Annotated in this window: 22 protein-coding genes, 2 pseudogenes and 1 riboswitch; of the genes and pseudogenes, 21 read left to right on the top strand and 3 right to left on the bottom strand. The window is 59.8% G+C overall.

The genetic code is table 11. The features are described 5' to 3' along the window. Positions 1 to 186: 186 nt before the first annotated feature. The 16 genes and pseudogenes from ACKXF7_RS14760 to ACKXF7_RS14685 form a co-directional block, all read left to right on the top strand. Positions 187 to 551: pseudogene (locus tag ACKXF7_RS14760) on the top strand (ribonuclease III family protein); the annotation flags it as partial. A gap of 24 nt (positions 552 to 575) precedes the next feature. Further along, entirely contained in the window at positions 576 to 860 is a 285-nt protein-coding gene (locus ACKXF7_RS14755; RefSeq protein WP_423742643.1) for a putative dsRNA-binding protein, read from the top strand. Then, positions 861 to 4,418 carry a chromosome segregation protein SMC gene (gene smc, locus ACKXF7_RS14750; protein ID WP_423741724.1) on the top strand — a complete coding sequence of 1,186 codons (3,558 nt, stop codon included), beginning with the start codon at positions 861 to 863 and terminating at the stop codon, positions 4,416 to 4,418. It abuts the gene before it with no gap. 31 nt (positions 4,419 to 4,449) lie between these two features. Beyond that, complete coding sequence (gene ftsY, locus ACKXF7_RS14745) at positions 4,450 to 5,400, top strand: signal recognition particle-docking protein FtsY (protein ID WP_249238345.1); 951 nt, start codon at positions 4,450 to 4,452, stop codon at positions 5,398 to 5,400. 13 nt (positions 5,401 to 5,413) lie between these two features. Continuing rightward, positions 5,414 to 6,046 (top strand): RdgB/HAM1 family non-canonical purine NTP pyrophosphatase, encoded by a 633-nt coding sequence (gene rdgB / locus ACKXF7_RS14740; RefSeq protein ID WP_339395606.1) that lies wholly within the window; start codon positions 5,414 to 5,416, stop codon positions 6,044 to 6,046. 12 nt (positions 6,047 to 6,058) lie between these two features. After that, complete coding sequence (locus ACKXF7_RS14735) at positions 6,059 to 6,355, top strand: YhbY family RNA-binding protein (RefSeq protein WP_005932885.1); 297 nt, start codon at positions 6,059 to 6,061, stop codon at positions 6,353 to 6,355. A gap of 2 nt (positions 6,356 to 6,357) precedes the next feature. Beyond that, entirely contained in the window at positions 6,358 to 7,041 is a 684-nt protein-coding gene (gene nadD / locus ACKXF7_RS14730) for a nicotinate (nicotinamide) nucleotide adenylyltransferase (protein WP_423741723.1), read from the top strand. Continuing rightward, on the top strand, positions 6,992 to 7,597 hold the full coding sequence (yqeK, locus tag ACKXF7_RS14725; protein ID WP_423741722.1) for a bis(5'-nucleosyl)-tetraphosphatase (symmetrical) YqeK: 606 nt from the start codon (positions 6,992 to 6,994) through the stop codon (positions 7,595 to 7,597). The genes nadD and yqeK overlap by 50 nt, the downstream gene beginning before the upstream one ends. Positions 7,598 to 7,712: 115 nt before the next feature. Then, entirely contained in the window at positions 7,713 to 9,089 is a 1,377-nt protein-coding gene (locus ACKXF7_RS14720; RefSeq protein WP_423741721.1) for an LCP family protein, read from the top strand. A 22-nt stretch (positions 9,090 to 9,111) separates the two neighbouring features. Continuing rightward, entirely contained in the window at positions 9,112 to 9,495 is a 384-nt protein-coding gene (gene rsfS, locus ACKXF7_RS14715) for a ribosome silencing factor (protein WP_005944348.1), read from the top strand. Between the two features lie 233 nt (positions 9,496 to 9,728). Further along, positions 9,729 to 12,278, top strand: a complete 2,550-nt coding sequence (gene leuS, locus ACKXF7_RS14710) for a leucine--tRNA ligase (RefSeq protein WP_423741720.1) — start codon at positions 9,729 to 9,731, stop codon at positions 12,276 to 12,278. Between the two features lie 219 nt (positions 12,279 to 12,497). Further along, complete coding sequence (gene rpsU, locus ACKXF7_RS14705; RefSeq protein WP_005928271.1) at positions 12,498 to 12,674, top strand: 30S ribosomal protein S21; 177 nt, start codon at positions 12,498 to 12,500, stop codon at positions 12,672 to 12,674. 342 nt (positions 12,675 to 13,016) lie between these two features. Continuing rightward, positions 13,017 to 13,520, top strand: coding sequence for a YqeG family HAD IIIA-type phosphatase (locus ACKXF7_RS14700; RefSeq protein ID WP_423741719.1), 504 nt, complete (start codon positions 13,017 to 13,019; stop codon positions 13,518 to 13,520). After that, entirely contained in the window at positions 13,517 to 14,383 is an 867-nt protein-coding gene (locus ACKXF7_RS14695) for a TIM barrel protein (protein ID WP_423741718.1), read from the top strand. Before ACKXF7_RS14700 ends, ACKXF7_RS14695 begins: the two co-directional genes overlap by 4 nt. 119 nt (positions 14,384 to 14,502) lie before the next feature. Beyond that, positions 14,503 to 15,060 carry an elongation factor P gene (efp, locus tag ACKXF7_RS14690; protein WP_005928281.1) on the top strand — a complete coding sequence of 186 codons (558 nt, stop codon included), beginning with the start codon at positions 14,503 to 14,505 and terminating at the stop codon, positions 15,058 to 15,060. Between the two features lie 86 nt (positions 15,061 to 15,146). Next, positions 15,147 to 15,734, top strand: coding sequence for a CD1247 N-terminal domain-containing protein (locus ACKXF7_RS14685; protein ID WP_418265724.1), 588 nt, complete (start codon positions 15,147 to 15,149; stop codon positions 15,732 to 15,734). Between the two features lie 63 nt (positions 15,735 to 15,797). Here the strand turns inward: ACKXF7_RS14685 and ACKXF7_RS14680 are convergent, their stop codons facing one another. After that, positions 15,798 to 16,082 carry a hypothetical protein gene (locus tag ACKXF7_RS14680; protein WP_118526302.1) on the bottom strand — a complete coding sequence of 95 codons (285 nt, stop codon included), beginning with the start codon at positions 16,080 to 16,082 and terminating at the stop codon, positions 15,798 to 15,800. Positions 16,083 to 16,322: 240 nt separating this feature from the next. Here ACKXF7_RS14680 and ACKXF7_RS14675 point away from each other — a divergent pair, with 240 nt between their 5' ends. Continuing rightward, positions 16,323 to 17,222, top strand: a complete 900-nt coding sequence (locus ACKXF7_RS14675; protein WP_339395597.1) for a GDSL-type esterase/lipase family protein — start codon at positions 16,323 to 16,325, stop codon at positions 17,220 to 17,222. A 270-nt stretch (positions 17,223 to 17,492) separates the two neighbouring features. Here the strand turns inward: ACKXF7_RS14675 and ACKXF7_RS14670 are convergent, their stop codons facing one another. Further along, on the bottom strand, positions 17,493 to 19,154 hold the full coding sequence (locus ACKXF7_RS14670; protein ID WP_423741717.1) for a formate--tetrahydrofolate ligase: 1,662 nt from the start codon (positions 19,152 to 19,154) through the stop codon (positions 17,493 to 17,495). A gap of 212 nt (positions 19,155 to 19,366) precedes the next feature. Beyond that, a riboswitch (ZMP/ZTP riboswitch) is annotated at positions 19,367 to 19,452 on the bottom strand. A gap of 134 nt (positions 19,453 to 19,586) precedes the next feature. Here ACKXF7_RS14670 and ACKXF7_RS14665 point away from each other — a divergent pair. The 4 genes and pseudogenes from ACKXF7_RS14665 to ACKXF7_RS14650 all read left to right on the top strand — a co-directional run bounded on the left by ACKXF7_RS14665 (position 19,587) and on the right by ACKXF7_RS14650 (position 24,512). Further along, entirely contained in the window at positions 19,587 to 20,711 is a 1,125-nt protein-coding gene (locus tag ACKXF7_RS14665) for a cysteine desulfurase family protein (RefSeq protein ID WP_423741716.1), read from the top strand. Positions 20,712 to 21,034: 323 nt separating this feature from the next. After that, positions 21,035 to 22,236, top strand: a pseudogene (gene thiI / locus ACKXF7_RS14660) (tRNA uracil 4-sulfurtransferase ThiI). Positions 22,237 to 22,243: 7 nt separating this feature from the next. Next, positions 22,244 to 23,563 carry a competence/damage-inducible protein A gene (locus tag ACKXF7_RS14655; RefSeq protein WP_423741715.1) on the top strand — a complete coding sequence of 440 codons (1,320 nt, stop codon included), beginning with the start codon at positions 22,244 to 22,246 and terminating at the stop codon, positions 23,561 to 23,563. A 508-nt stretch (positions 23,564 to 24,071) separates the two neighbouring features. Continuing rightward, positions 24,072 to 24,512, top strand: coding sequence for a hypothetical protein (locus ACKXF7_RS14650; protein ID WP_423741714.1), 441 nt, complete (start codon positions 24,072 to 24,074; stop codon positions 24,510 to 24,512). A 159-nt stretch (positions 24,513 to 24,671) separates the two neighbouring features. Here the strand turns inward: ACKXF7_RS14650 and ACKXF7_RS14645 are convergent, their stop codons facing one another. Next, positions 24,672 to 25,892: a M20 metallopeptidase family protein gene (locus ACKXF7_RS14645; RefSeq protein WP_423741713.1), complete on the bottom strand. Its 1,221-nt coding sequence runs from the start codon at positions 25,890 to 25,892 to the stop codon at positions 24,672 to 24,674. Positions 25,893 to 25,973 lie beyond the last annotated feature (81 nt).

Genomic DNA, 25,973 nt, shown 5'->3' with positions numbered 1-25,973 from the left:
CGTCAGTGCCTTGCGGCACTGCCACCTCTCCCGAAAGGGCGAGGTTTGAGAGGTAGGAGATTAAAAAGCTCCCCCCTCGGGAATGACTTCCCCCGGTCGGGGGAAGATGTCGCACAAGCGACAAAAGGGGGAGCGCTGGCGCGTAAGCGCCTGAGAGGGTTCAATTTTATTCAAGGGAGTCGAAATATGAGCCATCAGTTGGAAACAATTATTGGTTATAAGTTCAAAAACCCGGAGCTGCTGGAGATCGCGCTCACCCATACCAGCTATGCCAACGAGAGCCGCACCCCGGTCAAGCACAACGAGCGGCTGGAGTTTCTGGGCGACAGCGTGCTACAGATCGTTTCGGCAGACTATCTGTTCCACGCCTATGCCGACCGGCCGGAGGGCGATCTGACCCGCATCCGCGCCAGCCTTGTCAGCGAGGGGGCCCTGTTCCAGTTCGCGCAGGAGATCGATCTGGCGAATACCTGCGCCTTGGCCGCGGCGAGGAGCGCTGCGGCGGACGCACCCGCCCTAGCGTGGTGTCGGACGCCTTTGAGGCGGTCATTGCCGCACTGTATCTGGACGGCGGCATGGAGGTGGCCCGCAAATTCATCCTGCCCTTCATCACCGAGGGCAAGCACGCCGAGGCTGACTACAAGACCCGCCTGCAGGAGATCGTGCAGCAGAACCCGGAAGAGCGCCTGAGCTATGTGGTGGAAAGCGAGTCCGGCCCCGACCACGACAAGCATTTCGTGGTGGCGGTGCGGTTCAATTCTGACCGCGTGGCCCGTGGCGAAGGCCGCAGCAAAAAAGCCGCAGAGCAGTGCGCCGCCAAAGAAGCGCTCAAGCTGCTGGGCGTGATAAAGGAAAAGTAAATGGTATTCAAAGAACTGGAGATCCAGGGCTTTAAAAGCTTCCCCGATAAGGTCAAGATTCGCTTTGACGCAGGCGTGACCGGCGTGGTGGGTCCCAACGGCTCCGGCAAATCCAACCTTTCGGACGCGGTGCGCTGGGTGCTGGGTGAGACCAGCTCCCGCCAGTTGCGCGCGGCAGGCAAGATGGAGGACGTCATCTTTGGCGGCACCCGGCGGCGCGGGGCCATGGGCTTTGCGCAGGTGCGGCTGACGCTGGACAACGCCGACCATACCTTTGATCTGGACGCGGACGAAGTGACCATTGGCCGCAAGTATTACCGCTCCGGTGAGAGCGAGTATACCATCAACGGGCAGGTGTGCCGCCTGCGGGACGTCTACGAGCTTTTGCTGGACACCGGCATCGGCCGCGATGGCTACTCGGTCATCGGGCAGGGCCGCATCGCGGAGATCGTGGCCGCAAAAAGCAGCGAACGCCGCGAGATCTTTGAGGAAGCCTGCGGCATTGCAAAATACCGCTACCGCAAAACTGAGGCGGAACGCCGCCTTGCTGCGGCGGGCGAGAACCTTGAGCGCCTGCGGGACATTCTGGGCGAACTGGAAAGCCGGGTGGGCCCGCTGGAAAAGGAGAGCGCCAAGGCAGAAAAGTTTCTGGAGCTGAGTGCCCGGCGCAAGACGCTGGAAGTGACCCTCTGGACCGACGGCGTACACCGCGCCCGGGAGACCGTGCGCCAGCAGGTGCGGGACTACGAGACGGCGCAGGCCGATTACGAACGCTTTGACCGCGAGACCAGAGCCGCCGAGCAGGAGGCTGAGGAGAACCGGATGCAGGCACAGCAGCTGACGGTTGCCGTCGAGCGCCTGAATGGGGATATCCGCAGCATCACCCAGCAGATCAGCGGGTCGGAGAGCCGCATCGCCGTGCTGGAAAACGACATCCTCCGCAACGAGGAGAGCGCCGCATCCCTGCGGGAAGAGATCAGCGCCGGGGAACAGGACAGCACCGAGGCACAGGCCGCCTTGCAGCGCCACCGGGCCGTGGCAAAGACCATGGAAGCGGAGGGCGAAAAGCTGGCGGCAGAGATCGAGGCACTGAACGCGGAGATCGCACGCCTGACCGATGCCAGCAGTGCCAGCGGTGCCCGCAAGGATACCTTGAAAGCAGAACTTGCCGGTCTGACGGCCCGGCGCACCGAAGCGCAGGTGGCGCAGGCCGCTGCCGAAGCTGCCGGGGAAACAGCCCGCCAGCGCCTGCCCGCCCTTGAAGCGAACGCAGAAGAGAGCACCGCCCAGCGGGACGAGGCAAAGCGGGATCTGGAAGATACCATAAAATACCGCCGGATGCTGGAAGAAAACGAAAAGCAGCTGGCGAACGTCCGTTCCGGTCTGGAGCTCAAGCTGAAAAGCCGCAAAGCCGCGCTGGACGATGCCGACGCGGCAGAGCAGAAGCTTGGCCGGGAGCTGGATGCCGCCCGCCAGCGTCTTTCGGTGCTGCGGGAGCTGGAAAAGAACATGGACGGCTATCAGAACTCGGTCAAGGCCGTCATGCGTGCCGCCGGTGCCCGCCGTCTGCGGGGGGTCATCGGGCCGGTGTCCGCCATCCTGACGGTGGAGCCGGGCTGTGAGGTGGCTGTGGAGACCGCCCTTGGCGGCGCACTGCAGAACATCGTGGTGGAAAACGAGGCCGCCGCCAAAGCGGCCATCGCCCTGCTGCGCAATGACAATGCGGGCCGCGCGACCTTTCTGCCGCTGGACACCGTCCAGCCCGGCGTGTTCCGGGGGCGTCTTTCCGGCACGGCGCGGCTGGCATCCAGCCTTGTACAGGCCGACCGCCGGTACGACAACATCGTGTCAAATCTGCTGGGCCGCATCATCGTGGTGGACGACATCAACGAAGCCTCCCGCGTGGCGCGGGATAACGGCTTCCGGAGCAAGGTGGTCACCATGGACGGTCAGGTGGTCAATGCAGGCGGCAGCTTTACCGGCGGCAGTGTCCAGCGCAGCGCGGGCCTGTTCACCCGCAAGCAGGAGATGGAAGAGCTGCGGGTAAAGGCTGCAAAACTGCAGAAGGACTGCCTTGCCGCGCAGGAAAAGACCGACCGCTGCAAAGAGCAGGCAGATGCCCTTCAGGCAGAGCTGACCGCCACGGCCAGTGAACAGATCACCGCAGCCAACGACAGGGTGCGTGCCGAGGCAGAGCAGAAGCGGCTGGAAGCTGCTGTACAGCAGCAGGAGAGCACTCTTGCCGCCCGGCAGCAGGAGATCGATGCCCTGAAAGCGTCCCTTTCCGAGAGCCAGAGCAGGGCCGAGGGCGCTGCTGCTCTGCAGGCAGAGCTCACAGCAAAGGTCGATCTGCTGACTGCTGAAATGAACCGCCTCGCCGAGGGAGACGACAGCTTTGTGGCGCAGCAGACGGTGCTGAACCAGAAGCTCAGCGCAAAGCGGCTGGAACAGGTGACCCGCCAGAAGGACGCCGAACTGGCCTACAGCCAGATCGCCGCGCTGGAACAGCGGGCACAGAATGCCGCCGCACGCCGTGCCTCGCTGGAAGAAAGCCTTGCGGCACTGGCACAGCGCAGCGAGAGCTGCCGGGCGGAAATTGCAGCCATCCGGCAGGCAAAGTCCGACAGCCAGACCGAGATCGCCCAAAAAGAAAAGGCGATCCGCGAAGCCACCGAACAGCGGCTGGAACGCCAGCAGGCAGAGACTGCGGCACTGGGCCGGGCGCGCACTTCCTCCGACAGCCGCGAGGAGATGGGCCGCGAAATGGCCCGCCTTGCCGAACGCAAGGCCGCAGCCGAGACCGAGTACGACCAGACGGTGGCAAAGCTGTGGGATGAGTACCAGCTCTCGGTGAGTCAGGCAGAGAACCTCTGCGTGGAGTTCGAGAGCCTGACGGCCCTGCGGGCACAGGTGGCAGAACTGCGGGGCAAGATCCGTGCCCTTGGCAGCGTGAACGTCAGCGCCATCGAGGAGTACAAAGAGGTCCGGGCCCGCTACGACGCCCTTGTGCATCAGGTGACCGATGTGGAGGAAAGCCGCCACGAGCTGATCCGCATGATCTCCAAACTCTCGGCGCAGATGCGGGAGATCTTCACTGACAGCTTCCGCGCCATCAACGAAAACTTCGGCCGGGTGTTCACCGAGCTGTTCGGCGGCGGCGAAGCCAGCCTTGTGCTGGAGGATGAAAGCGATGTGCTGTCCTGCGGCATCGGCATCCGGGTGGCCCCGCCGGGCAAGGTCATCAAGAACCTGGAAGCGCTTTCCGGCGGTGAACAGGCGCTGGTGGCCATCAGCATCTACTTTGCCATTCTGGCGGTGAACCCGGCTCCGTTCTGTATTCTGGACGAGATCGAGGCCGCTCTGGACGATGCCAACGTGGTGCGGTTTGCCCAGTATCTGCGCCGGGTGAGCGACAAGACCCAGTTCATCGTCATCACCCACCGCCGCGGTACGATGGAAGCCGCAAATGTGCTTTACGGCGTCACCATGCAGGAGGACGGCGTGTCCAAACTGCTCAGACTGGATCTGGAACAGGTTGACGCCACGCTGGTTTCCTGATATATATTAAAGAAAAAGATAGGAGGACACTATGGGGTTCTTCGGATTTGGCAAGAAAAACAAAGAAAAAGAACAGGAAAAAATGAAAACGGGTCTGGAAAAGACCCGCACCGGTTTCTGGGGCAATATCCTCAACACCCTCACCGGCAGCGTCATCGACGACGAAATGTACGATGATCTGGAAGAACAGCTCATCCTTGCGGATGTGGGCGGCGAAGTGGCCGTGCGTCTGGTGGACAAGCTGCGGGACCGGGTGCGCGAGAAGGGCCTGAAGACCGGCGAAGAAGCGGCAGATGCCCTGCGGGACATCATTGCCGAGGAGATGACGCCGGAGGCTGAAATGGACCTTTCCGGAAAGCCTGCCGTCATTCTGGTCATTGGAGTGAACGGCGTGGGCAAGACCACCAGCATTGCAAAGCTGGCGGATTACTACACCCGCGAGGGCAAAAAGGTGATGCTGGCCGCAGGCGATACCTTCCGTGCCGCCGCCAGCGAACAGCTGGAGATCTGGGCAAAACGCGCCGGTGTGCCCATTGTGAGCGCAGGCGAGGGCGCAGACCCGGCGGCTGTCATTTTCGATACCGTAAAGTCTGCCACCGCACGCGGCTATGACATGGTCATTGCCGACACCGCAGGCCGTCTGCACAACAAATCCAACCTGATGGCAGAGCTTTCCAAGATCAGCCGCAGCGTCAAAAAGGCCAGCCCCGAGGCCAGTCTGGAGACCCTGCTGGTGCTGGATGCCATCACCGGCCAGAACGCCATCAGTCAGGCCAAGGAGTTCTGCAAGGCTGCAGATGCTACCGGCATCATCCTGACCAAGCTGGACGGCACCGCCAAGGGCGGCTGCGTTGTGGCGGTCAAGCAGCGTCTGGGCCTGCCGGTGCGCTTTATCGGCGTGGGCGAGGGCATCGACGACCTGCTGCCCTTCACCCCGGAGGGCTTTGTGGAAGAGCTGCTCCCGCGTCAGTGGAAGCACTAAGGAGGGCCGCAGCATGAAGATTTGTGCAGCCACCGGCAACGCCGGAAAGCTCCGCGAACTGCGCCGCATTCTGGAAGCGCAGGGCCACGAGGTGGTCAGCCAGAAGGAGCTGGGCATCACCATCGAGCCGGAGGAGACCGGCACCACTTTTGCCGAGAATGCCCTCATCAAGGCCGAGACTATCTGCCGGGCAAGCGGCCTGCCCACCATCGCCGATGACTCCGGCCTGTGCGTGGATGCGCTGGGCGGTGCGCCCGGCGTCTACAGTGCCCGCTACTGCGGCCGCCACGGCGACGACGAAGCCAACAACGACAAGCTGCTGGACGCCATGCAGGCTGTGCCTGCCGGGCAGCGGGGTGCAAAGTTCGTCTCAGCGGTGTGCTTCATCCTGCCGGATGGGCGGCATCTGACCTGCATGGGCGAGTGCCCGGGCAGCATCGCCTTTGAACGGCTGTGCGGGGACTACGGCTTTGGCTACGACCCGCTGTTCATCCCCGCCGACTGCGGCGTGGGAAAGCACGATAAGCGCCCCAACACCGAGGGCCGCAGCTATGCCCAGCTGACCCCGGATGAAAAGGACGCCATCAGCCACCGCGGCAACGCGCTGGCGGAATTGGAAAAAGAACTACCTGATTTTTTGAAATAAAAGGAGAAAACTATGCTGACAAGCAAACAGCGCGCCATTCTGCGCGGCAAGGCAAACACCATGGACCCCGTTTTCATCGTGGGCAAGGGCGAAATCGACGAGACCATGATCCAGGGCGTGAAGGACTGCCTCGACGCCCGTGAGCTCATCAAGCTCAAGGTGCTGGAGAGCAGCATGTACAATGCCCGTGAGGCTTCGGTCAAGCTGGCCGAGGCCACTGGTGCCGACTGCGTGCAGGTGATCGGCTCCAAGTTCGTACTGTACCTGCAGAAGAAAAAGGACAGCGCTTACGCCGACCTGCTGAAGTAAAAATGAAAGTTCTTCTCTACGGCGGTACATTTGACCCGCCCCACAACGGCCACCTGAACAATCTGCGGGCTGCCGCCGACCGTGTCCGTCCGGACAAGGTGGTGGTGATGCCGGCCGGGCTTTCACCGTTCAAGCAGCACACTTCGGCCCCGGGTGCGCTGCGGCTGGAAATGTGCAGCTGCTTCCATGCACTGGAAGAGGGGATGGATGCCATCCCGCAGCTGGAAGTCAGCGGGTGGGAGGTAGCTCAGGCCAAAGCAGGGAACCACAATTACACGGTGCTCACGGTGGAAAAGCTGGCCCGGGACTACCCTGGGGCACAGCTGTACCTTGCCATCGGCAGTGATATGCTGCTGAGCTTTGACGGCTGGCACCGCTGGCAGGACATCCTGCGCCTTGCCCATCTGGTGGTCACCAGCCGCAATGTGGGCGATGCACCGGAGCTGCACGCAAAGGCTCTCCGGCTGGACCCCACCGGGGCACGCATCCTGTTTGCACCGGTACAGGCGCTGCCCATGGCCAGCAGCGATATCCGCACCCGTCTGGCTGCAGGCGAAGGGTGTGAAACGGAGCTGCCGGAGGCAGTGCGGGCGATCATCCGCCGGGAGAAACTCTACAAAAAGGAAGTATCAGCCAATGAACCTCAAACAGGCAAAGGAGCTTGTGCGCGGCCGCTTGAGCGATAAGCGCTATGAGCATACCTTGAATGTGAAAAAAATGGCCGTCAAGCTGGCAAAGATCTACGGTGAGAACGAGGAACGGGCCGCGCTGGCAGCCCTGCTGCACGATTCCGCCAAGGAAATCAGCAAGGATGAGATGCGCGAGATCCTGCGCGCTTACCCCCAGTATGCCGAGGGCGGCGAAGAGCGCCCGGCTCCGGTGTGGCACGGCGTGTGCGCCGCGATCCTGGCCCGCACCCAGTGGGGCGTGACCGACGAAGCGGTGCTTTCTGCCATTGCCTGCCACACGGCGGGCAAACCCGGCATGACCCGGCTTGACAAGATTTTGTATCTGGCCGATATGACCAGCGCTGAACGGGACTGGCCCGGCGTGGAAAAGCTGCGCAAGCTGGAAAAAAAGGATCTGGATGCCGCCATGCTGGCCGCGCTGAAGCAGACCAACGATTTCGTGCTCTCGCAGGGCAAGCCTCTGGACCCGATGTCCAAAGCGGCCTATGAGGATATCCTGGCCTGCAGCGGGCAGAATGAAAGGGAAGGAACGGCAGAAAGCAAAGGTCTCTGACCGGATGCAGAAAACGGATTGCAGATTCTGCCGGACAATGTTATACTAAAGACTATGACAGGTCTTGCAGAGAACCTTTTGCACGACTGTGAAAATCTGGAGGATACAAAAAAGCATGAGCCAGACGCCACGCCATATCAATACCGATCGTTCGCTGAAGCGCCCGGAGCGGGCGGCAGATGCACCGCGTCACGCCGCGTCCAGCACGGATGCAAAGCAGAGCACAGGCGGTGCACACAATGAGCCGCCCCGCCGTCCGGCACAGGGCAGCGGACAGAATGAACCGCCGCGTCGCCGCAATAAGAAAAAGAAAACGCCCCTCTGGCTGCCTTTTGCAGTGGTCATGGCCATCATCGCGGTGATCTCCGGTGTGGTGGTGTACGGCGTCAGCCTTGTGAACAAGGTGGAGGACAGCATCCGTCCGGACGACAGCACCCCTACCATTGAGGAAGAGGTCAAGACAGACGAGGAATACAAGGGCGATGTGGTGAACATTCTGGTCTGCGGCATCGACTATGAAGAGGGCCGCAATTATTCCAACGACCCCACTTCCAACGACGGCATGACCGATATGATCCTGTACGTGCAGTTCGACATCAAGAACGGCGCGCTGCGGATGCTGCAGATCCCCCGCAACAGCCTTGTCACCACCAAGAACAAAAAGATCACCCTTTCCAATGGAAAGACCTACGCCGCCACGAATTATCAGATCAACTCGGTGGCGATCTCCAACGGCGGCAGCATCGCCGCTCTGGCCGATGTCATCTATGACCAGTTCCGGCTGCCCATCGATTACTATGTGACGGTGGATATGCAGGCACTGGTGGACATGGTGGATAACTTTGGCGGCATCGAGGTGTATATCCCCCACGATATGTCCTACGGCGGCAGCAAGCTGCTCAAGGGCTACCGCAATCTGAACGGTGCATCGGCAGAGTTCTTTGTGCGCTGCCGCCACGGCGACGGCTACGCCAATTCCGATATCGACCGCCTGAACATGCAGCGCTATTTCTATGCCGGCCTGTTCAAGCGTGCCCGCGCCATGGGCGTCACCGATATTCTGAACCAGCTGCCGCTGGTGTTCAAGAACTATATCAAGACGGATATGGACATTTCCACCATTGCAAAGCTGGTGGTGTCCTTCCTCAAGCTCGACAGCTCCAACATCATTCTGGCGCAGACGCCGGTGTTCATGGGCGTGCCCAATGTGGGCAAGACCGACACCTTTGCCGGTTACTCCTGCGTGGTGCCGGATGCGGGTTCCATTGCAAACCTGCTCAACCAGTATTTCTGCACCTACACCGGCCCCATTGATGTGAGCGAAATGAACCTTGTCACCGACGAGTGGCCCCACGGCAGTGCATCCACCGATGCCAACGTGCAGTATATGGGCCGCATCGATAAGGAGTCGGACGATGCCATCCTGAGCGGCGAGACAGACCTTGATGGCGCTGTTACCACCGACGGTCAGGCCGCAGGCTCCGCAAACTGAAACTGACAGAAAGGAAAAACATATGGAGAACTTCAACGACAGCAAGGCGCTTGCCATTGAGATCGCAAAGATCCTGGATAAGAAAAAGGCCCACGATGTGCGCGTGCTCAAGGTGGAAAGCCTGACCGTGCTCACCGATTACTTTGTCATTGCCTCCGGCACTTCCACCACGCAGGTGGCGTCTCTGGCCGACGAGGTGGAGTACGAGCTTTCCCAGAAGGGTCTGGAACCCTACAGCACGGAGGGCTACGACTCCAAGAACTGGGTGCTGCTGGACTATTCCAACGTTATCGTGCACGTATTCGTGCCCAACACCCGCACCTATTACGATCTGGAGCACCTGTGGGCAGATGGTGAGCCCATTGATATCTCCGAGTACCTCACCCCCGACAGCACCCTTGAATGATTCAGGCAAACAGGTTTGCTTCTGGCAAACCCTCTCCGTCATCGCTGCGCGATGCCACCTCTCCCGAAAGGGAGAGGTTTTGGCGCAATAGGGAAAGTTGGCAAAAAAGCTCCCCCCTCGGGGGAGCTGGCAGGGCGAATGCCCTGACTGAGAGGGTTTATACCGGGAGCACCTTGAAAGCATACGCCCCCAAGCAACGGTATTTTGGATAAAGTCTGGAGCTGATTAACAACATGAAGTACGATTACAAGGCAGTTGAAGCCAAGTGGCAGAAGGTGTGGGAGGACGAAAAGACCTTCCATGTCGAGATCGACCACAAAAAACCCAAGTTCTATGCACTGGTCGAGTTCCCGTATCCGTCGGGTGCCGGCCTGCATGTAGGCCATCCCCGCAGCTACACCGCGCTGGACGTGGTCAGCCGCAAGCGCCGTCAGAACGGCTACAATGTGCTGTATCCCATGGGCTGGGACGCTTTTGGCCTGCCCACTGAGAACTTTGCCATGAAGAACCACATCCACCCGGCCATTGTCACCAAGAACAATGTGGACCACTTCCGCAGCCAGCTGAAGGCTCTGGGCTTCTCCTTTGACTGGGACCGCGAGATCAACACCACCGATCCGGAGTATTATAAGTGGACCCAGTGGATCTTCCTGCAGCTGTATAAGCATGGCCTGGCTTACAAGAAGGAAATGAACGTCAACTGGTGCACCGGCTGCAAGTGCGTGCTGGCCAACGAGGAAGTTGTCAACGGCGTGTGCGAGCGCTGCGGCAGCGAGGTCGTTCACCGTGTCAAGAGCCAGTGGATGCTCAAGATCACCGCTTATGCCGATAAGCTGATCGATGGTCTGGACGGTCTGGATTACATTGAGCGCGTTGCCACCCAGCAGAAGAACTGGATCGGCCGCAGCCACGGCGCAGAAGTCAACTTCGGCACCACCGCAGGCGATACCCTGACCGTGTACACCACCCGCTGCGACACCCTGTTCGGTGCCACCTACATGGTCGTTTCTCCGGAGCACGCCATGGTCAAGGAGTGGCTGGACAAGGGCATCCTCAAGAATGCCGATGCCGTCAAGGCCTATCAGGCCGAGGCAGCCCGCAAGAGCGACTTTGAGCGCAGCGAACTGAACAAGGAAAAGACTGGCGTCAAGCTGGAAGGCGTCATGGGCATCAACCCGGTCAATGATACCGAGATCCCCATCTTTATTTCGGACTACGTTCTGTCCACCTACGGCACCGGTGCCATCATGGCTGTGCCCGCTCACGACACCCGTGACTGGGAGTTTGCCAAGAAGTTCGGCCTGCCCATCATCGAGGTGGTCAAGGGCAATACCCCCTCCAATCTGGACGAAGCTGCTTTCACCGATGTGGCCACCGGCACGCTGGTCAACTCCGGCTTCCTGAACGGCCTGTCCGTCACCGATGCAAAGAAAAAGATGATCGACTGGCTGGAGGCAAACGGCAAGGGCTGCGATAAGGTCAACTACAAGCTGCGCGACTGGGTATTCAGCCGTCAGCGTTACTGGGGCGAGCCCATCCCCATGGTCAAGTGTGAAAAGTGCGGCTGGCAGCCCCTGCCCGAGAGCAGCCTGCCCCTGACCCTGCCGGACATCACCGATTTTGAGCCGGGTCCGGACGGCGAATCTCCGCTGGCCCGCCACAAGGATTGGGTCAAGACCACCTGCCCCTGCTGCGGCGGCCCTGCTACCCGTGAGACCGATACCATGCCCCAGTGGGCCGGTTCTTCCTGGTACTTCCTGCGCTACATGGACCCCCACTGCAAGGATGCCATTGCGTCCAAGGAGGCTCTGGAATACTGGTCTCCGGTGGACTGGTACAACGGCGGCATGGAGCACACCACCCTGCATCTGCTGTACAGCCGTTTCTGGCATAAGTTCCTGTACGATATCGGCGCTGTGCCTTCTCCGGAACCCTACCAGAAGCGTACCGCTCACGGCATGATCCTGGGCCTGAACCCCCACAGCTTTGTCAACCTGCCCGCTGAGGAGCAGGAAAAGCTGCTGAAGGAGTACGGCAGCCAGAAGGCCGCTGAAAAGGCTCTGGAAGAAAAGTACGGCGAAATGGCACGCCACCCCATCGTGAAGATGTCCAAGTCTCTGGGCAACGTCATCAACCCGGACGAGGTGGTGGACCAGTACGGTGCCGACACCATGCGTCTGTACGAGATGTTCATGGGCGACTTCGAGCAGGCTGCACCGTGGCAGACCTCTGCCATCGCAGGCTGCAACCGCTTCCTGGACCGCGTGTGGGCACTGTCCGACAAGCTGGTGGAGGGCGAGGGCTATCGTCCGCAGGTGGAGACTCTGATGCACCAGACCATCAAGAAGGTGGGCGCTGACATCGAGACCCTGAAGATGAACACCGCCATTGCCCAGCTCATGACGCTGGTGAACGCCCTGTACGACAACGGCGGCGCGACCAAGGCCGAGCTGGAGACTGTTGTCCAGCTGCTGAACCCGTTTGCTCCCCACATGACCGAAGAACTGTGGGAGAAGCTGGGCCACAGCCACACTGAGCAGCTGGCTTACTATCCCTGGCCCAAGTACGAAGAGGCCAAGTGCGTGGAGAGCACGGTGGAGATCGCTGTGCAGGTGAACGGCAAGGTGAAGGCCCGCCTGAAGGTGGCAGCCGACATCGACGCTGCCGCCGCCATTGCCGCCGCCAAGGCTGACCCCGCTGTTGCCGCCGCTCTGGAAGGCAAGCAGCTGGTGAAGGAGATCTACGTCAAGGGACGTCTGGTCAATCTGGCCGTCAAGGGCTAAACCCCGATACCCTGCCGTACGGCTGGATATATAACTACCCGCAGAGGCGGACGAACGCATAAAACACCCGGGAGCGTCTGTTCAAAATCTTTTCAAAGATTTTGGGCAAAAAACTTTCAAAAAAAGGTTGACGAACCAGAGAAAATGCGCTATACTGTCTACTGTTAGTTACCATGTAACAACGAAATTCCTGCCTCACGGTCCAAGGGAGGGAATAAGATGTCGGAAATTCGTGTTAAAGAGGGCGAGTCGCTGGAAAGCGCACTGCGTCGCTTCAAGCGCAGCACTGCTCGCAGCGGTGTGCTCGCAGAGGTCCGTAAGCGCGAGGCTTACGAGAAGCCGTCTGTCAAGCGCAAGAAGAAGTCCGAAGCAGCCCGCAAGCGCAAGTTCAAGTAATTGATCGCTTGAAATCGCTGTTGCTTTAGATTTCATACGCGTTGCTAACGCCGATGTAGGAGAGCCTGATCTCAGGCTCTCCTATTTTCATTTATGAAAAAGATAGACATTCTCGCCCTCTCCGTCATTGCTGCGCAACGCCGCATTCCCCACTCTGTCGCTGCAGGTGACAAAAAGGGGCGTAAGCTGCTGGACGCGAAGCGGACTGAGAGGGCGAGCTTTCTGCGCTGAAGAGAAAAGGTTTTATCTTTTCGGAGAAGAATATACTTTTGCAAAAGCCGTAAAAAGCTCCCCCTGTCGGGGGAGCTGTCGAGCGAATGCGAGACTGAGAGGGTTTTACCTATGTTAGTTACCCCCGAATATGTTTTCAAGGATGTCACCCACATCACGCCGGAATGGCTGGCGGCAAAAGGCATCACTGCGCTGGTGCTGGATATCGATAACACCCTCACCGGCGACCGCAGTCAGGAGCTGCCGAAAGAAGTGGCCGGGTGGCTGGACACCATGCGCAGGGCGGGCGTCAAGCTCACCATCGTGTCCAACGGCGCGGAAAAGCGGGTGCGGCCCTTTGCCCAGAAACTGGGCCTTGCGTACCTGTACCGTTCCGCAAAACCGCTGCCCTTTGCGCTGATAGCGGCACAGCACCGCATGGGCGTGAAGCGCCGTCAGATGGCGATGGTGGGCGACCAGCTCTATGCCGACCGCATGGCGGCAGCGCTGTACGGCATTCCGGGCCTGATGGTGGTGCCCCGCGGCCCGGACCTCGGTGCGCAGGTCATCCTCAAGCGCAAGTGGGAGAAAAAACACTGGCAGAAATACTATGACCGGGGAGGCAGGACCCTGTGAGTGATTGGAAGATCCGGTTCGGCACTGCAGGCACCAGCGACAGCTTTGCAGCCCAAGGGTACAAGAGCAGTCTGGACGTGCCGGAGTACACCGCAAAGATGGGCCTGAACGCCTTCGAGTACCAGTGCGGACGGGGTGTGCGCCTGGGACTGGACAAGGCCGCAAAAATGGCCGCACTGGCCGGGCCGAAGGATATCCTGTTCAGTGTGCACGCACCTTATTATATCAGCATGTCCAGTCTGGAAGAGGACAAGCGGCTCAACAGCATCCAGTATCTGCTGCAGAGCGCGGCGGTGTGCAGGGCACTGGGCGGCAGGCGCATTATTTTCCACTCCGGCAGCTGCGGCAAGCAGAGCCGGGAAGCAGCCCTTGAAAAAGCGCTGGATACCATGCGCCGTGCCGTGGAAGCGCTGGATGAAGCAGGCTTTGCCGATATGACTCTCTGCCCGGAGACCATGGGCAAGATCGGCCAGCTGGGCACGCTGGACGAGGTGCTGGCGCTGTGTGCGGTGGACAGGCGCATCACGCCCTGCATCGACTTCGGCCACCTGAATGCCCGCACTCTGGGCGGCATCCGCTCGAAAGAGGACTACGCTGCCATCCTTGACCGCATGGCAGAAAAGCTGGGGGACCAACGGGCAGAGCGGTTCCACGTGCATTTTTCCCGTATCGAGTATTCGGCAGGTGGCGAAAAGCGCCACTGGACCTTTGCCGAGACCCAGTTTGGCCCAGAGCCGCAGCCGCTGATGGAACTGCTGGCCCAGCGGAAGCTGCAGCCGGTCATCATCTGCGAGAGCGCAGGTACGCAGGCTGAGGATGCCGGGGCTATGCAGCAGATGTACTATGCAGCGTGCAAAACGTAAAAAATTTTCTATTTTCATCGTATTTTTTGCCGAAACCCCTTGCCAAATGCAAGAGGATTGGGTAAAATAAATAGAGATATGCGTTAAGCATTTGAGATTAAACTAATGGAGGAATTCCTATGATTTCTGCAGGCGAGTTTCGCAATGGCGTGACCTTTGAGCAGGACGGCCAGGTTCTTCAGGTCGTTGAGTTCCAGCACGTGAAGCCCGGTAAGGGCGCTGCCTTTGTCCGTACCAAGACCAAGAACGTGATCACCGGCTCTGTGGTTGAGACCAGCTACAACCCGACCGCAAAGTTCCCGCAGGCTTTCATCGAGCGCAAGGACGTGACCTATAGCTACGAGGATGGCGATCTGTACCACTTCATGGACAACGAGACCTACGATGACATCCCTGTCAACGCAGCCGATGTGCCCGATAACTTCAAGTTCTGCAAGGAGAACGAGCTGTGCAAGCTGCTGAGCTACAAGGGCAAGGTGTTCAGCGTCGAGATCCCCAACTTCATCGAGCTGGAAGTTACCCAGACCGAGCCGGGTGTCAAGGGCAACACTGCCACCAACACCCTGAAGCCCGCTACCGTCGAGACCGGTGCTGAGATTCGTGTGCCTCTGTTCATCAACGAGGGCGACCACATCCGCATCGATACCCGCACCGGCGAGTATATGGAGCGCGTCTGATCCTTTTAACGCCAAACCGGGCTGCGGGCAACCGTCTGCCCGGTTTTTTAAAACTCCGATTTTCTCATTTTAAGGAGGGCATTCGTATGGAACTGAACAAAAAGGCAGCTTATCTGCAGGGTCTGGTCGATGGTCTGGGCATTGATGATACCACCAAAGAGGGCAAGATCATCAAGGCCATGAGCGCACTGCTGGGTGAAATGGCTGAGGTCATCGAGAGCGTGGACGAAGATCTTTCCCGCGCCTACGACCAGATCAACGACCTGAACGATGAGCTGGAAGATCTGGAAGCAGATCTGTACGAGGAGGACGAAGACGGCGAAAGCGAGGACGCTGAGGACGAGGACACCGATGACGACGACGATGCCAAGGATGATGACATCGCCAGCGAGCCGTTCTACGAGGTGGCCTGCCCCAACTGCGGCGAGACCGTTTATGTCAGCGAGGATGATCTGGATGCAGGCGAAGCCAACTGTGCGCACTGCGGCGTGACCTTTGAGGTCGCTCTGGAAGGGGACGGCGAAGATGACGCCGAGGACGGTCCCGTGCAGTACGAAGTGACCTGCCCAGAGTGCGGCACGACCTCTGTGTTTGAAGAGGACGAGCTGTTGGACGGCGCACCCAAGTGCCCCAACTGCGGCAAGCCCCTCGACTTTGAAGTGACCGAAGAGTAAAAATCCCGCCGCGGAAGACAAACAAAAAAGCTGCTGCACATTTGCTGTGCAGCAGCTTTTTGCTTACTGTGCGTTTGCCTTCTGCAGCCAGATGCTGCCGATGTCCAAAGCGTTGTACAGACCGATCTTGGTCGTCTGACGCATCACGCGCTCCTGCGGAGCCTTGGTGGTGTCGGTAGAGAGCAGCATCAGGTGGACCTTGTCTGCAACCTGCTGATCGCCCACAGGCTTGGTGGTCATGATCTGCAGATAGAGCACGTATGGGTCGGTCATATTGCCGTAGTACAGCTCATTGTCCTTGCGGACGAGGGGCTTGCCTTTATAAGTCAGTTTTGGAGTGAATGCCATCGTGAAAGCCTCCCTATCAATAGTAGTTCAGTTCAGTATAACACATCTGTGGTGCAGGATGCAAGCTTTTGTACCCGCAAAAGGCAGGCTTTTTGCACACAATGGCATGCCTGCGTGCAAAAAAATCTGCAATTTTAGGCACTCTGGCAGAAAACAGGGCTTGTAGCGGCGCACAGATATGGTATACTAAAAGCAGAAAAAGCCCGGGCGGACCGGTGCGGAAAAGTGAGGGAAAACACCATGGCAGACTATCAGGAATACCGGCGGCGGGTGCTGCGCAGGCGCTGGCGCAGGCGGTTCATGGCGACAGGGCTTTTGCTGCTGCTCTTGATGGTGGGAGCCATCGGGATGCTGTGGAAAAGCCTGCACCGCGAAACGAGCCCCTCCGGCATGGGGCAGAACACCATCCTGCAGGAAGTGACACAGGACGACACATGGAACACGGTTTCCTATGCAGTGGCGCGGCCGCTCACGGTGCAGGCGCTTGCAGGCAGCACGGCCACGGCACTGGATTTCCGCATGGCGGCTGTGCCGCAGAGCACGGCTGTGGAAAAAAGCTGGTTCAACGATGTGAGCTTTTTGGGCGACAGCCTGACGCAGGGGATGCAGCTGTACGAGGAGGGAATGCAGAATGCCATGTTCTGCGCCTACAAGGGTGTGGGCCCGAATGTGATCGTCAATGGCACCACCTGCAAGCGTGCCGATGGCACGACCGAGGTGCCGCTGGAAGCCCTGACCGCTCAGAACCCAAGGGCGGTGTATCTGCTGCTGGGGACCAATGTACTGGGCCGCGATACGGACTATTCCAGCTTTCTGACCTACTACCGGCTGATGCTGGACATGCTGAACCAGACATTGCCGAACACCAAAATTTACGTGCAGTCGATCACGCCGGTGCGTCCGGAGGTGAGCCAGAAGTCCGGCCACGAGGGACTGAACCGTGACAGGCTGTACCAGATCAACAATGAGCTGGCAGCCATCGCATTGGAAAAGGACTGCTATTTCCTCAACCTGTGGGAAGTGCTGGCAGACGAAAACGGCGATCTGATCGAGAGCTATGCTCAGCCGGACGGCTACCACCTGAGACCCGCCGGTTATGCGGCATGGGTGGACTACCTGCGGAGCCACACTGCAGAGTAAAAAGAACAAGGGGCTGCTGCACTGAGTTTGGTGCAGCAGCCCCTTGTTGTGTGGGACGATTTGAAATGCCCTCCGCGTTGCTCTGAGCCACGTTTTCACAGAGAAAAGCTGCTAACGGAAGCGGCCCCTTCTGTGAAAATGCGTTTGTCGCGGACCGCAGGCCGCGACAAACGCGAAATATCAATAGAGGTTCCACTGAAAAATAGTCAGAGCGAAGCGGAGACCATTCAAATCGTTTTACTGTTTATTTAAAAGACGGAAAGTTTCAGGTCAGAACAGACCGGTGATCTTGCCGTTGGCATCCACATCGATGCCCACAGCGGCGGGCTTTTTGGGCAGGCCAGGCATGGTCATGATATTGCCGCAGATGACCACCACGAAGCCGGCACCGGCAGCAAGGCGCACCTCGCGTACCTCCATGGTAAAGCCGGTGGGGGCACCGATGAGCTTTGCGTTGTCGCTGAAGCTGTACTGGGTCTTGGCGATGCAGACAGGCAGATTCCCGTAGCCCATGTCGGTGAGCTCAGCCAGTGTCTTGCTGGCGGCGGCGCTGTAGTTCACGCCGTCGGCGCGGTAGATCTTGGTGGCGATGGCGCTGATCTTATCCTTCAGCGGCATCTCCAGCGGGTAGGTGTACTGGATGGGACGATCCTCCAGAACCTCCAGCACCTTTTCGGCCAGAGCCTTGCCGCCCTCGCCGCCCTTGGCGAACACCTCGCTCAGCACGCAGGGAACGCCCTGCTCGGCGCACACCTGCTCCACATAGGCCTGCTCTTCGGCGGTATCGGTGGGGAAGGCATTGATGGCGACCACCACCGGCAGTCCGAAGCCGTTTTTCAGGTTGTCGATGTGGCGGATCAGGTTGGAGACACCGGCCTTGACGGCTTCGAGGTTGGGCTGGCTCAGGTCGGCCTTTGCCACGCCGCCGTGGCTCTTGAGGGCACGCACGGTGGCCACCAGCACGCAGGCGCTGGGTGCGATGCCTGCATAGCGGCACTTGATATCCAAAAACTTCTCTGCACCCAGATCGGCACCGAAACCGGCCTCAGTGATGGTGTAGTCGGCCAGAGAAAGGCTCAGCTTGGTGGCCAGCACGCTGTTGCAGCCGTGGGCGATGTTGGCAAAGGGGCCACCGTGGATGATGGCGGGATTGTTTTCCAGCGTCTGCACAAGGTTCGGGTCCAGTGCGTCCTTCAGCAGGGCGGTCATGGCACCGGCAGCACCGATCTCACCGGCAGTGACAGGCTTGCCGTCGTAGGTGTAGGCGCACACGATCTTGGAAAGACGCTCCTTCAGGTCGGAAATGCTGGTGGCAAGGCAGAAGATCGCCATCACCTCGCTGGCAACGGTGATATCAAAGCCGTCCTCGCGGGGGGTGCCGTTCACCTTGCCGCCCAGACCGTCCACGATGAACCGCAGCTGACGGTCATTCATGTCCATGCAGCGCTTCCATGTGATGCGGCGGGGGTCGATGTTCAGCGGGTTGCCCTGCTGGATGCTGTTGTCGATCATGGCAGCCAGCAGGTTGTTGGCTGTGCCGATGGCGTGCAGGTCGCCGGTAAAGTGCAGGTTGATGTCCTCCATGGGCACCACCTGTGCGTAGCCGCCGCCGGCAGCACCGCCCTTGACGCCGAACACCGGGCCAAGGCTGGGCTCACGCAGGCAGAGCATGGTCTTTTTGCCCAGAGCGTTCATGGCATCGGCCAGACCCACGCTGGTGGTGGTTTTGCCCTCGCCCGCCGGGGTGGGGCTGATAGCGGTGACGAGGACGAGCTTGCCCTGCTTTTTGGCATCGTGGATCAGGCGGTGATCGATCTTGGCCTTGTAGCGGCCATAGGGGATCACGTGCTCATCGGAAAGGCCCAGCTGGGCGGCGATCTCGGTGATGGGTCTCATCTTTGCTTCCTGTGCGATCTCGATATCGGTTTTCATCAGACATCCTCCTTTGGAAGTTATTTTCACAAGCATTGCACGCCGCCTGAACGGCCTTTTTGCTCGCATCCTGCGTCGCTTTCCCTTGCGATCCGTCAGGATCACTGCGAAAAATCGCCTTGTCTGCGGGCAAAAAATCTCGCCATTCAGCGCACCCTGCTTATAAAAACAACTTCCGACAACAAAAAAGGCAGCTTTGCGCAGCAAATGCGCAAGGCTGCCCAGACGGTCGGCATTGACTCTCCTGCGCATCCGCACTGTGGTGCTCCACAAGGTTCCGTCAGCGGAAACGCGGTCTCTATGCTGTAAAGATAGCACATCACCGGGGCGTTTGTCAAGGAAAAACAGTGTTAAATATTTTGCGTTATAAGATGGGTTGTGGTATACTTATCATGGTTTATTCTGAAATTTTAGAAAGCAGGAATCCCTTTTATGCTGCAAAACCCTGAATTGCATTATCTGGATAACGCCGCCACCACGATGGTTGCTCCCGAGGTGGCGGATGTGATCGACAAGGCCATGCGGGAACACTGGGCAAACCCGTCCAGCCTGTACGGCCCCGGTGCCCGCAGCGAGGAAGCGCTGAACACCGCCCGTGCCGCTGTGGCCCGCACACTGGGCTGCAAGAGCCGGGAGCTGTACTTTACCTCCTGCGGCAGCGAGAGCAACAATCTGGCTCTGCTGGGCGCGGTGCACACCCGCACCTTTGGCAAGGGCATCGTGGTGTCCGGCTTTGAGCACCCCAGTGTCCAGCGCCCGCTGGAAGAGCTGGCGAAGCAGGGCTATGATGTCACGGTGATCAAACCCCGCCCGGACGGCACACTGGACATGGACCGGATGCTGGAGCATGTGGACAAAAACACCATCCTTGTGGCCTGCATGATGGTGAACAACGAGGTGGGCACCCGCAACGATGTGGAACGCCTTGCCGCCGAGGTCAAGCGCCGCAACAGCCGCACCATCGTCCATGTGGATGCGGTGCAGGCGTGGATGCGTGTGCCCATCAAGCTGGACAACATCGACACCCTGTCGGTGAGCGGCCACAAGATCCATGCCCCCAAGGGCATTGGTGCGCTGTACCTGTCCGACCGTCTGGTGCAGGCGTTCCGGCCGCCCTATCTGGGCGGTGAGCAGGAGCGCGGCCTGCGCCCCGGCACCGAGAACCTGCCCTATGCCATGGGTCTGGCGGCAGCCGCCACCCGTCTGGCAAAGACCATGAAGAGCCGTGACACCGCCATGCGGGCGCTGAACCAGCGCCTGCGGGAAGGACTGAAGGCTTTCCCGGAGGTGGAGATCAACAGCCCGGAAAACGCCGTGCCCGAGGTGCTGAACTTCAGCGAGAACTGCATTAAGAGCGAGACCATGCTGGCATGGCTGGCCGAAGCACAAATTTACGTTTCGTCGGCCAGCGCCTGCGGCCGGGGCCAGCCCAGCCATACGCTGGCGGCCATGGGCAAAGATCGCTGGCCATCGATACGGCGATCCGGGTGTCCTTCTGCGGCGATAACACCCCCGAGGATGTGGATGCCTTCCTTGACCGCTTTGAGGACGGCATGAAGCATCTGCAGAAGATCCGGAAGTAAACTGATTAACGGCCAGCGTGTCGGTAGCTTTCTCCTCGGACACGAATCGGGCCATTCCATCGCCCGCCCTATTGCCTTCGGCAACAGGGTCCCACCCCAGCGGACGGTCCTCAGAGAAACTCCCGACCCACCGGCCTGATAAGATGCAGCTTTCCATTGCGTCCCCTTTCGTGAAAATGCGTTTGGAGCGGCCCGCAGGCCGCGACAAACGCGAAATAAAAAATAAATTTTCCGCTGAGAATGGCCAGAGCGCAAGCGGAGGCCATGTTAAATCGTAACCTAGGAGATACAACATTTATGCATGAAATTATCATGGGCTATCAGGGCGAGATGTCCCTGAAAGGCCTCAACCGCAACCAGTTCGAGTCGGCGATGATGAAGATCCTGCGCTACCGGCTCAAGACCGTGGGCAAGTTCAAGGTCTACTGCACCCAGTCCACCTTTTACATGGAGCCTGAGGAAGAGGACGTGGATATGGACCTCGCCTTTGACCGGGTGAGCAAGGTGTTCGGCCTTGCGGCGCTCAGCCGCGCCGTGGTCTGCGACAAGGACTTTGACACCATCTGCCAGACCGCCGAGGACTACCTCGGTGCCAGTCTGCATGGCATCCGCACCTTCAAGGTGGAAGCCCGCCGCTCCGACAAGACCTACCCCATGACCAGCCCTGAATTGATGCGGGAGCTGGGTGCCTATCTGCTGGGCAAACACAACTACCTCAAGGTGGATGTGCATAACCCGGATTTCAAGGTGATCGTAGAAATTCGTGATTACGGTGCCTACATCCACGGCCCGAAAGTACCCGGTGAGGGCGGTCTGCCCGTAGGCACCAGCGGCCGTGCATTGAACATGCTGTCTGGCGGCATCGACAGTCCCGTGGCAGCTTACCGCATGGCAAAGCGCGGTCTGGCACTGGACCACATCCACTTTGCGTCTCCGCCGTACACTTCGGAGCGCGCAAAGCTCAAGGTGAAGGCTCTGGCGCAGCTCACCAGCATCTATACGGGCAGCTCCAATCTGTTCGTCGTGCCCTATACCAAGCCGCAGGAGTACATCCGGGATAATGCTCCAGATGTGCTGTTCACGGTGCTGATGCGCCGCAGCATGATGCGCATTGCCAACGTTATTGCCAAGAAGCAGGGCTGCGAAGCCCTTGTTACCGGCGAGAGTCTGGCTCAGGTAGCCAGCCAGACCGTCAAGGCTCTGCAGTGCACCGATGCTGCGCAGGATTACTGCCCATCCTGCGCCCGCTCATCGGCATGGACAAGACCGAGATCGTGGAGACGGCACGCCACATCAACACCTTTGAGACCAGCATCCTGCCCTATGAGGACTGCTGCACCATCTTCACCCCGCCGCACCCGAAGATCCGCCCGGAGCTGGCCGAAATTCTGGAAGCCGAAGCCGCCATGCCCGGCCTTGCCGCGCTGGAAGCCGAAGCAGCAGAGAGCGCCGAGCGCATCCGCATCCGTATCACCGATCAGGTAGAATTTGAGGGTTGATTTATCCATGACAGCAGAGATCATCAGTGTGGGTACCGAGCTGCTGCTCGGCAACATTTTGAACACCAACGCCCAGTATCTGAGCCGCGAGCTGGCGGCACTGGGCATTACGGTCCAGCGCGAGAGCACCATCGGCGACAACCACGACCGTCTGGCAGATTTTGTCAACGAAGCAAAGCAGCGGTGCGACCTGCTGGTGTTTACCGGCGGGCTTGGCCCCACCGCAGACGACCTGACCAAGGAGACGGTTGCCGGCTGCTACGGTGACACGCTGGCCTTTGACCCGGAAGAATGGCAGAAGATCGTGGATTTCTTCACGCGCACCGGGCGCAAGACTACCCCCAACAACCGCAAGCAGGCCATGGTGCCGGTGCACGGCCACAAGATCATCAATCACCACGGCACTGCCCCCGGGGCATGGTTCGAGCAGGATGGCCATTGCGCCGTGCTGATGCCCGGCGTGCCTCACGAAATGAAAGCCATGTGGGAGGAGAGCGTGCGCCCGCTGCTGCTGGCCCGCCAGAACTGCACCCTGCATTCCATAACGCTGCGGGTGCTGGGCGGCGAAAGCGATATCGAATACCGTGTGCGGCATCTGCTGGAAAATGCAAACCCCACCGCCGCCATCTACTGCAAAACCGGCGAATGCGAGATCCGCATCACGGCCCGGGCAGAAAACGACAGTTCAGCCGAAAAAATGTGCCGCGCATACGCCACAAAGTTCTATGATCTGCTGGGTGATGCGGTGTATGATGAGGATGTGACCGGTCTGGAAGAGACTCTGGTGCACACCCTGAAGGAAAAGGGGCTCACCATTGCCACGGCAGAAAGCTGCACAGGCGGCATGATCGCCCAGCGGCTGACCAATGTGTCCGGTGCAAGTGAGGTGTTCGGCTTCGGCTTTGTCACCTACTGGGAACAGGCCAAGGCAAAAATGGTAGGTGTGGAACCGGCAGTCATTGCAAAATACAATGTGGTGTCTGCCCCTGTGGCGGCACAGATGGCACTTGGCGCGGCAGAAGCTGCTGGGGCCGATATCGCTGTCAGCGTCACCGGTCTGGCAGGCCCCAACGGCGGCGATGTCGTCCGTCCAGTGGGCACGGTGTATCTGGGTGCGGCCTGCGGTGAGACCGTATATGTGAAAAAGCTCTTTGTCTCCCGCCCCGACCGTGCGCTGGTGCGTACCCGCGCGGCACAGGCGGCACTGGAACTGGCGCTGCGTCTGGCTCAGGGCAAAGTTCCTGCAGATACACAGGCACTGGCAAAAAGCGCCCGGCATGACGCTGCGGCTTTGACGGCACTGGACAGCACCTTCCTCAAGGGTTAATACGAGCGGCCCCGGGCCGCGGGGGTGAAGCAGTTGATACACGAAGGAAAAACGCAGACCACCTGTGTGCTGCGTCTGTTTGGCGCACCGCTGTGGACGGTGCAGCAGGCAGCACAGCAGGCAGACATTGCAGCCCGATGTCGTGCCCGTGGGGCGGAGGTGCTTGCGGCCCTGCAGGCCGAAACGCCTGCCAGGCTGGAAAAGGCCCGCAAGGCCCTGAACGGCCGCTTTGCGGCAGAGCTCTATGGAGAAGGGGAGATGACCCTTGTTCATGCAGCGGTGCAGGCGCTGGAAACGCATCGCAGGCTGCTGGTATGCTGTGATGCGGACGCAGGCACCCTGCTGGAAGCCCGGCTGGAAACGGTGCCGGGTGCAGAAAAGGTGTTCGATTTTGGGGCTTTGAGCTATGCGGACGCTAAGACCCGGGAAAAGCTGAGCGCCAGGACCTGCCGCGTGAAAGGCGGGCCCATTCCGGCAAAGCTGGCCCGTGTGCAGGCGGCACAGCGCTTTGTGGGCGCAGATTCTTGCCGCCGGGTGTGTGGAGCGCGCCGAGGACACCGTGCTGTTTCTGGGCAGCCGCAGGGGCTGCTGGGTGCGCACAGTGGCGAACACGGATGCACCGGCCCTCTGGCTGCTGGACATGATCCGTCGTGCTGCATCCGGTCTGCCGCAGGCGGCGGGGACAAGCTGGCAAAAGTACGGCAAGGCGGTCCCGGCGGATGTGCTGACGGCGCAGACCCTTCCGGACAAGCCGGAAAACACCGCTCCGGCAAAGCCGCCCCGCAAACGGCACAGGATGCGGAATGCCCTGATTTTTCTGCTGGTTCTGGCACTGGCCGCGTTTGCAGCCGCGTGGTATTACACCGGCGGCGACCTGACTGCTCTGCCCCAGAGACTGCAGAGCCTTGGCGCCGACAGCCTGCCCCATGCGGGGGCAAAACTGATCTAAAAAAGACCCCGGAGGGTGTGAACCTTCCGGGATTTTTTGTTTATAAAGGCGATTTTTAAGAGATGCAGTGTGCTGCTCCGAACCCATCCGTGAAAAAGAACCTCCGGAAAATCTGCGGATTTTTCGGAGGTTCAAATAAATGATAAATTTTCCGAATGGTTATGCCTTGTGGTCGCTCAGCCACCGCAGAGCCATATAAACATATGCTGCAGAGCCCTTGTACAGCACGCTGTCGTCAAAGCGCACCTTGGGGTGGTGCTGACCGTAAACATAGCCTTCCTTGGCATTTCCGGAGGAGAGGAACATGCTCACGGTAGGCACTTCATGGCTGACAAAGGCAAAGTCCTCGCTGCCGCCGCCGGGCTTGCCGCCGGTGAGGGCGGTCATGTCCATGGCACCCCGGCCCAGCAGTTCGGTCATATAAGTGAGCGAATCTTTGGCAAGGGGCGTGTCCACCACCATGCAGGGGCAGTGGTCGCTGAATTCCACCTCAGCGGTGCAGCGATAGGCTGCCGCCACGCCCTGCGCGATCTCGGTCATGCGCTGGTGGATCTGCTCACTGACTGCGCCCTCGGGGTCCACCGTGCGGATGGTGCCCCACATGTCGGCTGTATCCGGGATGACGTTGGAGGCCTTGCCCGCCTCGAACCGGCCCGTAGTGAACACGCCGAACTTGGCGGGGTCCAGCTCACGGCTGTTGATCTCCTGCAGGGCAATGTGGATGTGGGCCGCTGCAGTGATGGGGTCGATGCAGGCGTTGGGCATGGAGCCGTGGCCGCCCTTGCCGTGGACGGTGATGTGGTACTGCTCGCAGCTTGCCATGGTGATGCCGCCGCCCGGCACCAGCACCGTGCCCACCGGCAGGGGCATCCCGGCCAGAACGTGGAACATCACGGCAACGTCCACCTTCGGGTTTTCCAGCAGGCCGTTTTTCAGCATGTCCAGCGAGCCCTGAAAAATTTCCTCGGCAGGCTGGAATTCCAGCTTCACGGTGCCTTCGATCTCGTCTTCGTGGGCCTTCAGCAGCTTTGCCGCGCCCAGCATCATGGCGGTGTGCATATCGTGGCCGCAGCCGTGCATCCTGCCCGGGATCTCGGAAGCAAACTCCTCACCGGATTCTTCCTGAATGGGCAGGGCGTCCATGTCGCCGCGCAGCAGGATGGTCTTGCCGGGGCGTTTGCCGCCTGCCAGCGCGAGAACGCCGCATCTGCCACAGTCCTGCGGGGCATAGCCCATTTCGGTCAGGGCCTTTTTCACCAGCGCTTTGGTCTGCGGCAGATCAAAGCCCACCTCGGGGTGGCGGTGCAGGGTGCGCCGCCATTCGCGCAGCTGGGGTTCCAGCTCTTTTGCAGCGCTGAGCAGTTCTTCCGGTGTGATCATTTCAAAATCAACTCCCTCTATAAATTATAAGCAGCCTTGCCCTCTCAGACGCTGACGCGCCAGCTCCCCCAAAGGGGGAGC

This window comes from Faecalibacterium sp. 7 (assembly GCF_049562865.1).
Lineage (GTDB): Bacteria > Bacillota > Clostridia > Oscillospirales > Ruminococcaceae > Faecalibacterium > Faecalibacterium wellingii.
This window is presented reverse-complemented; position numbering and strand designations above follow the sequence as displayed.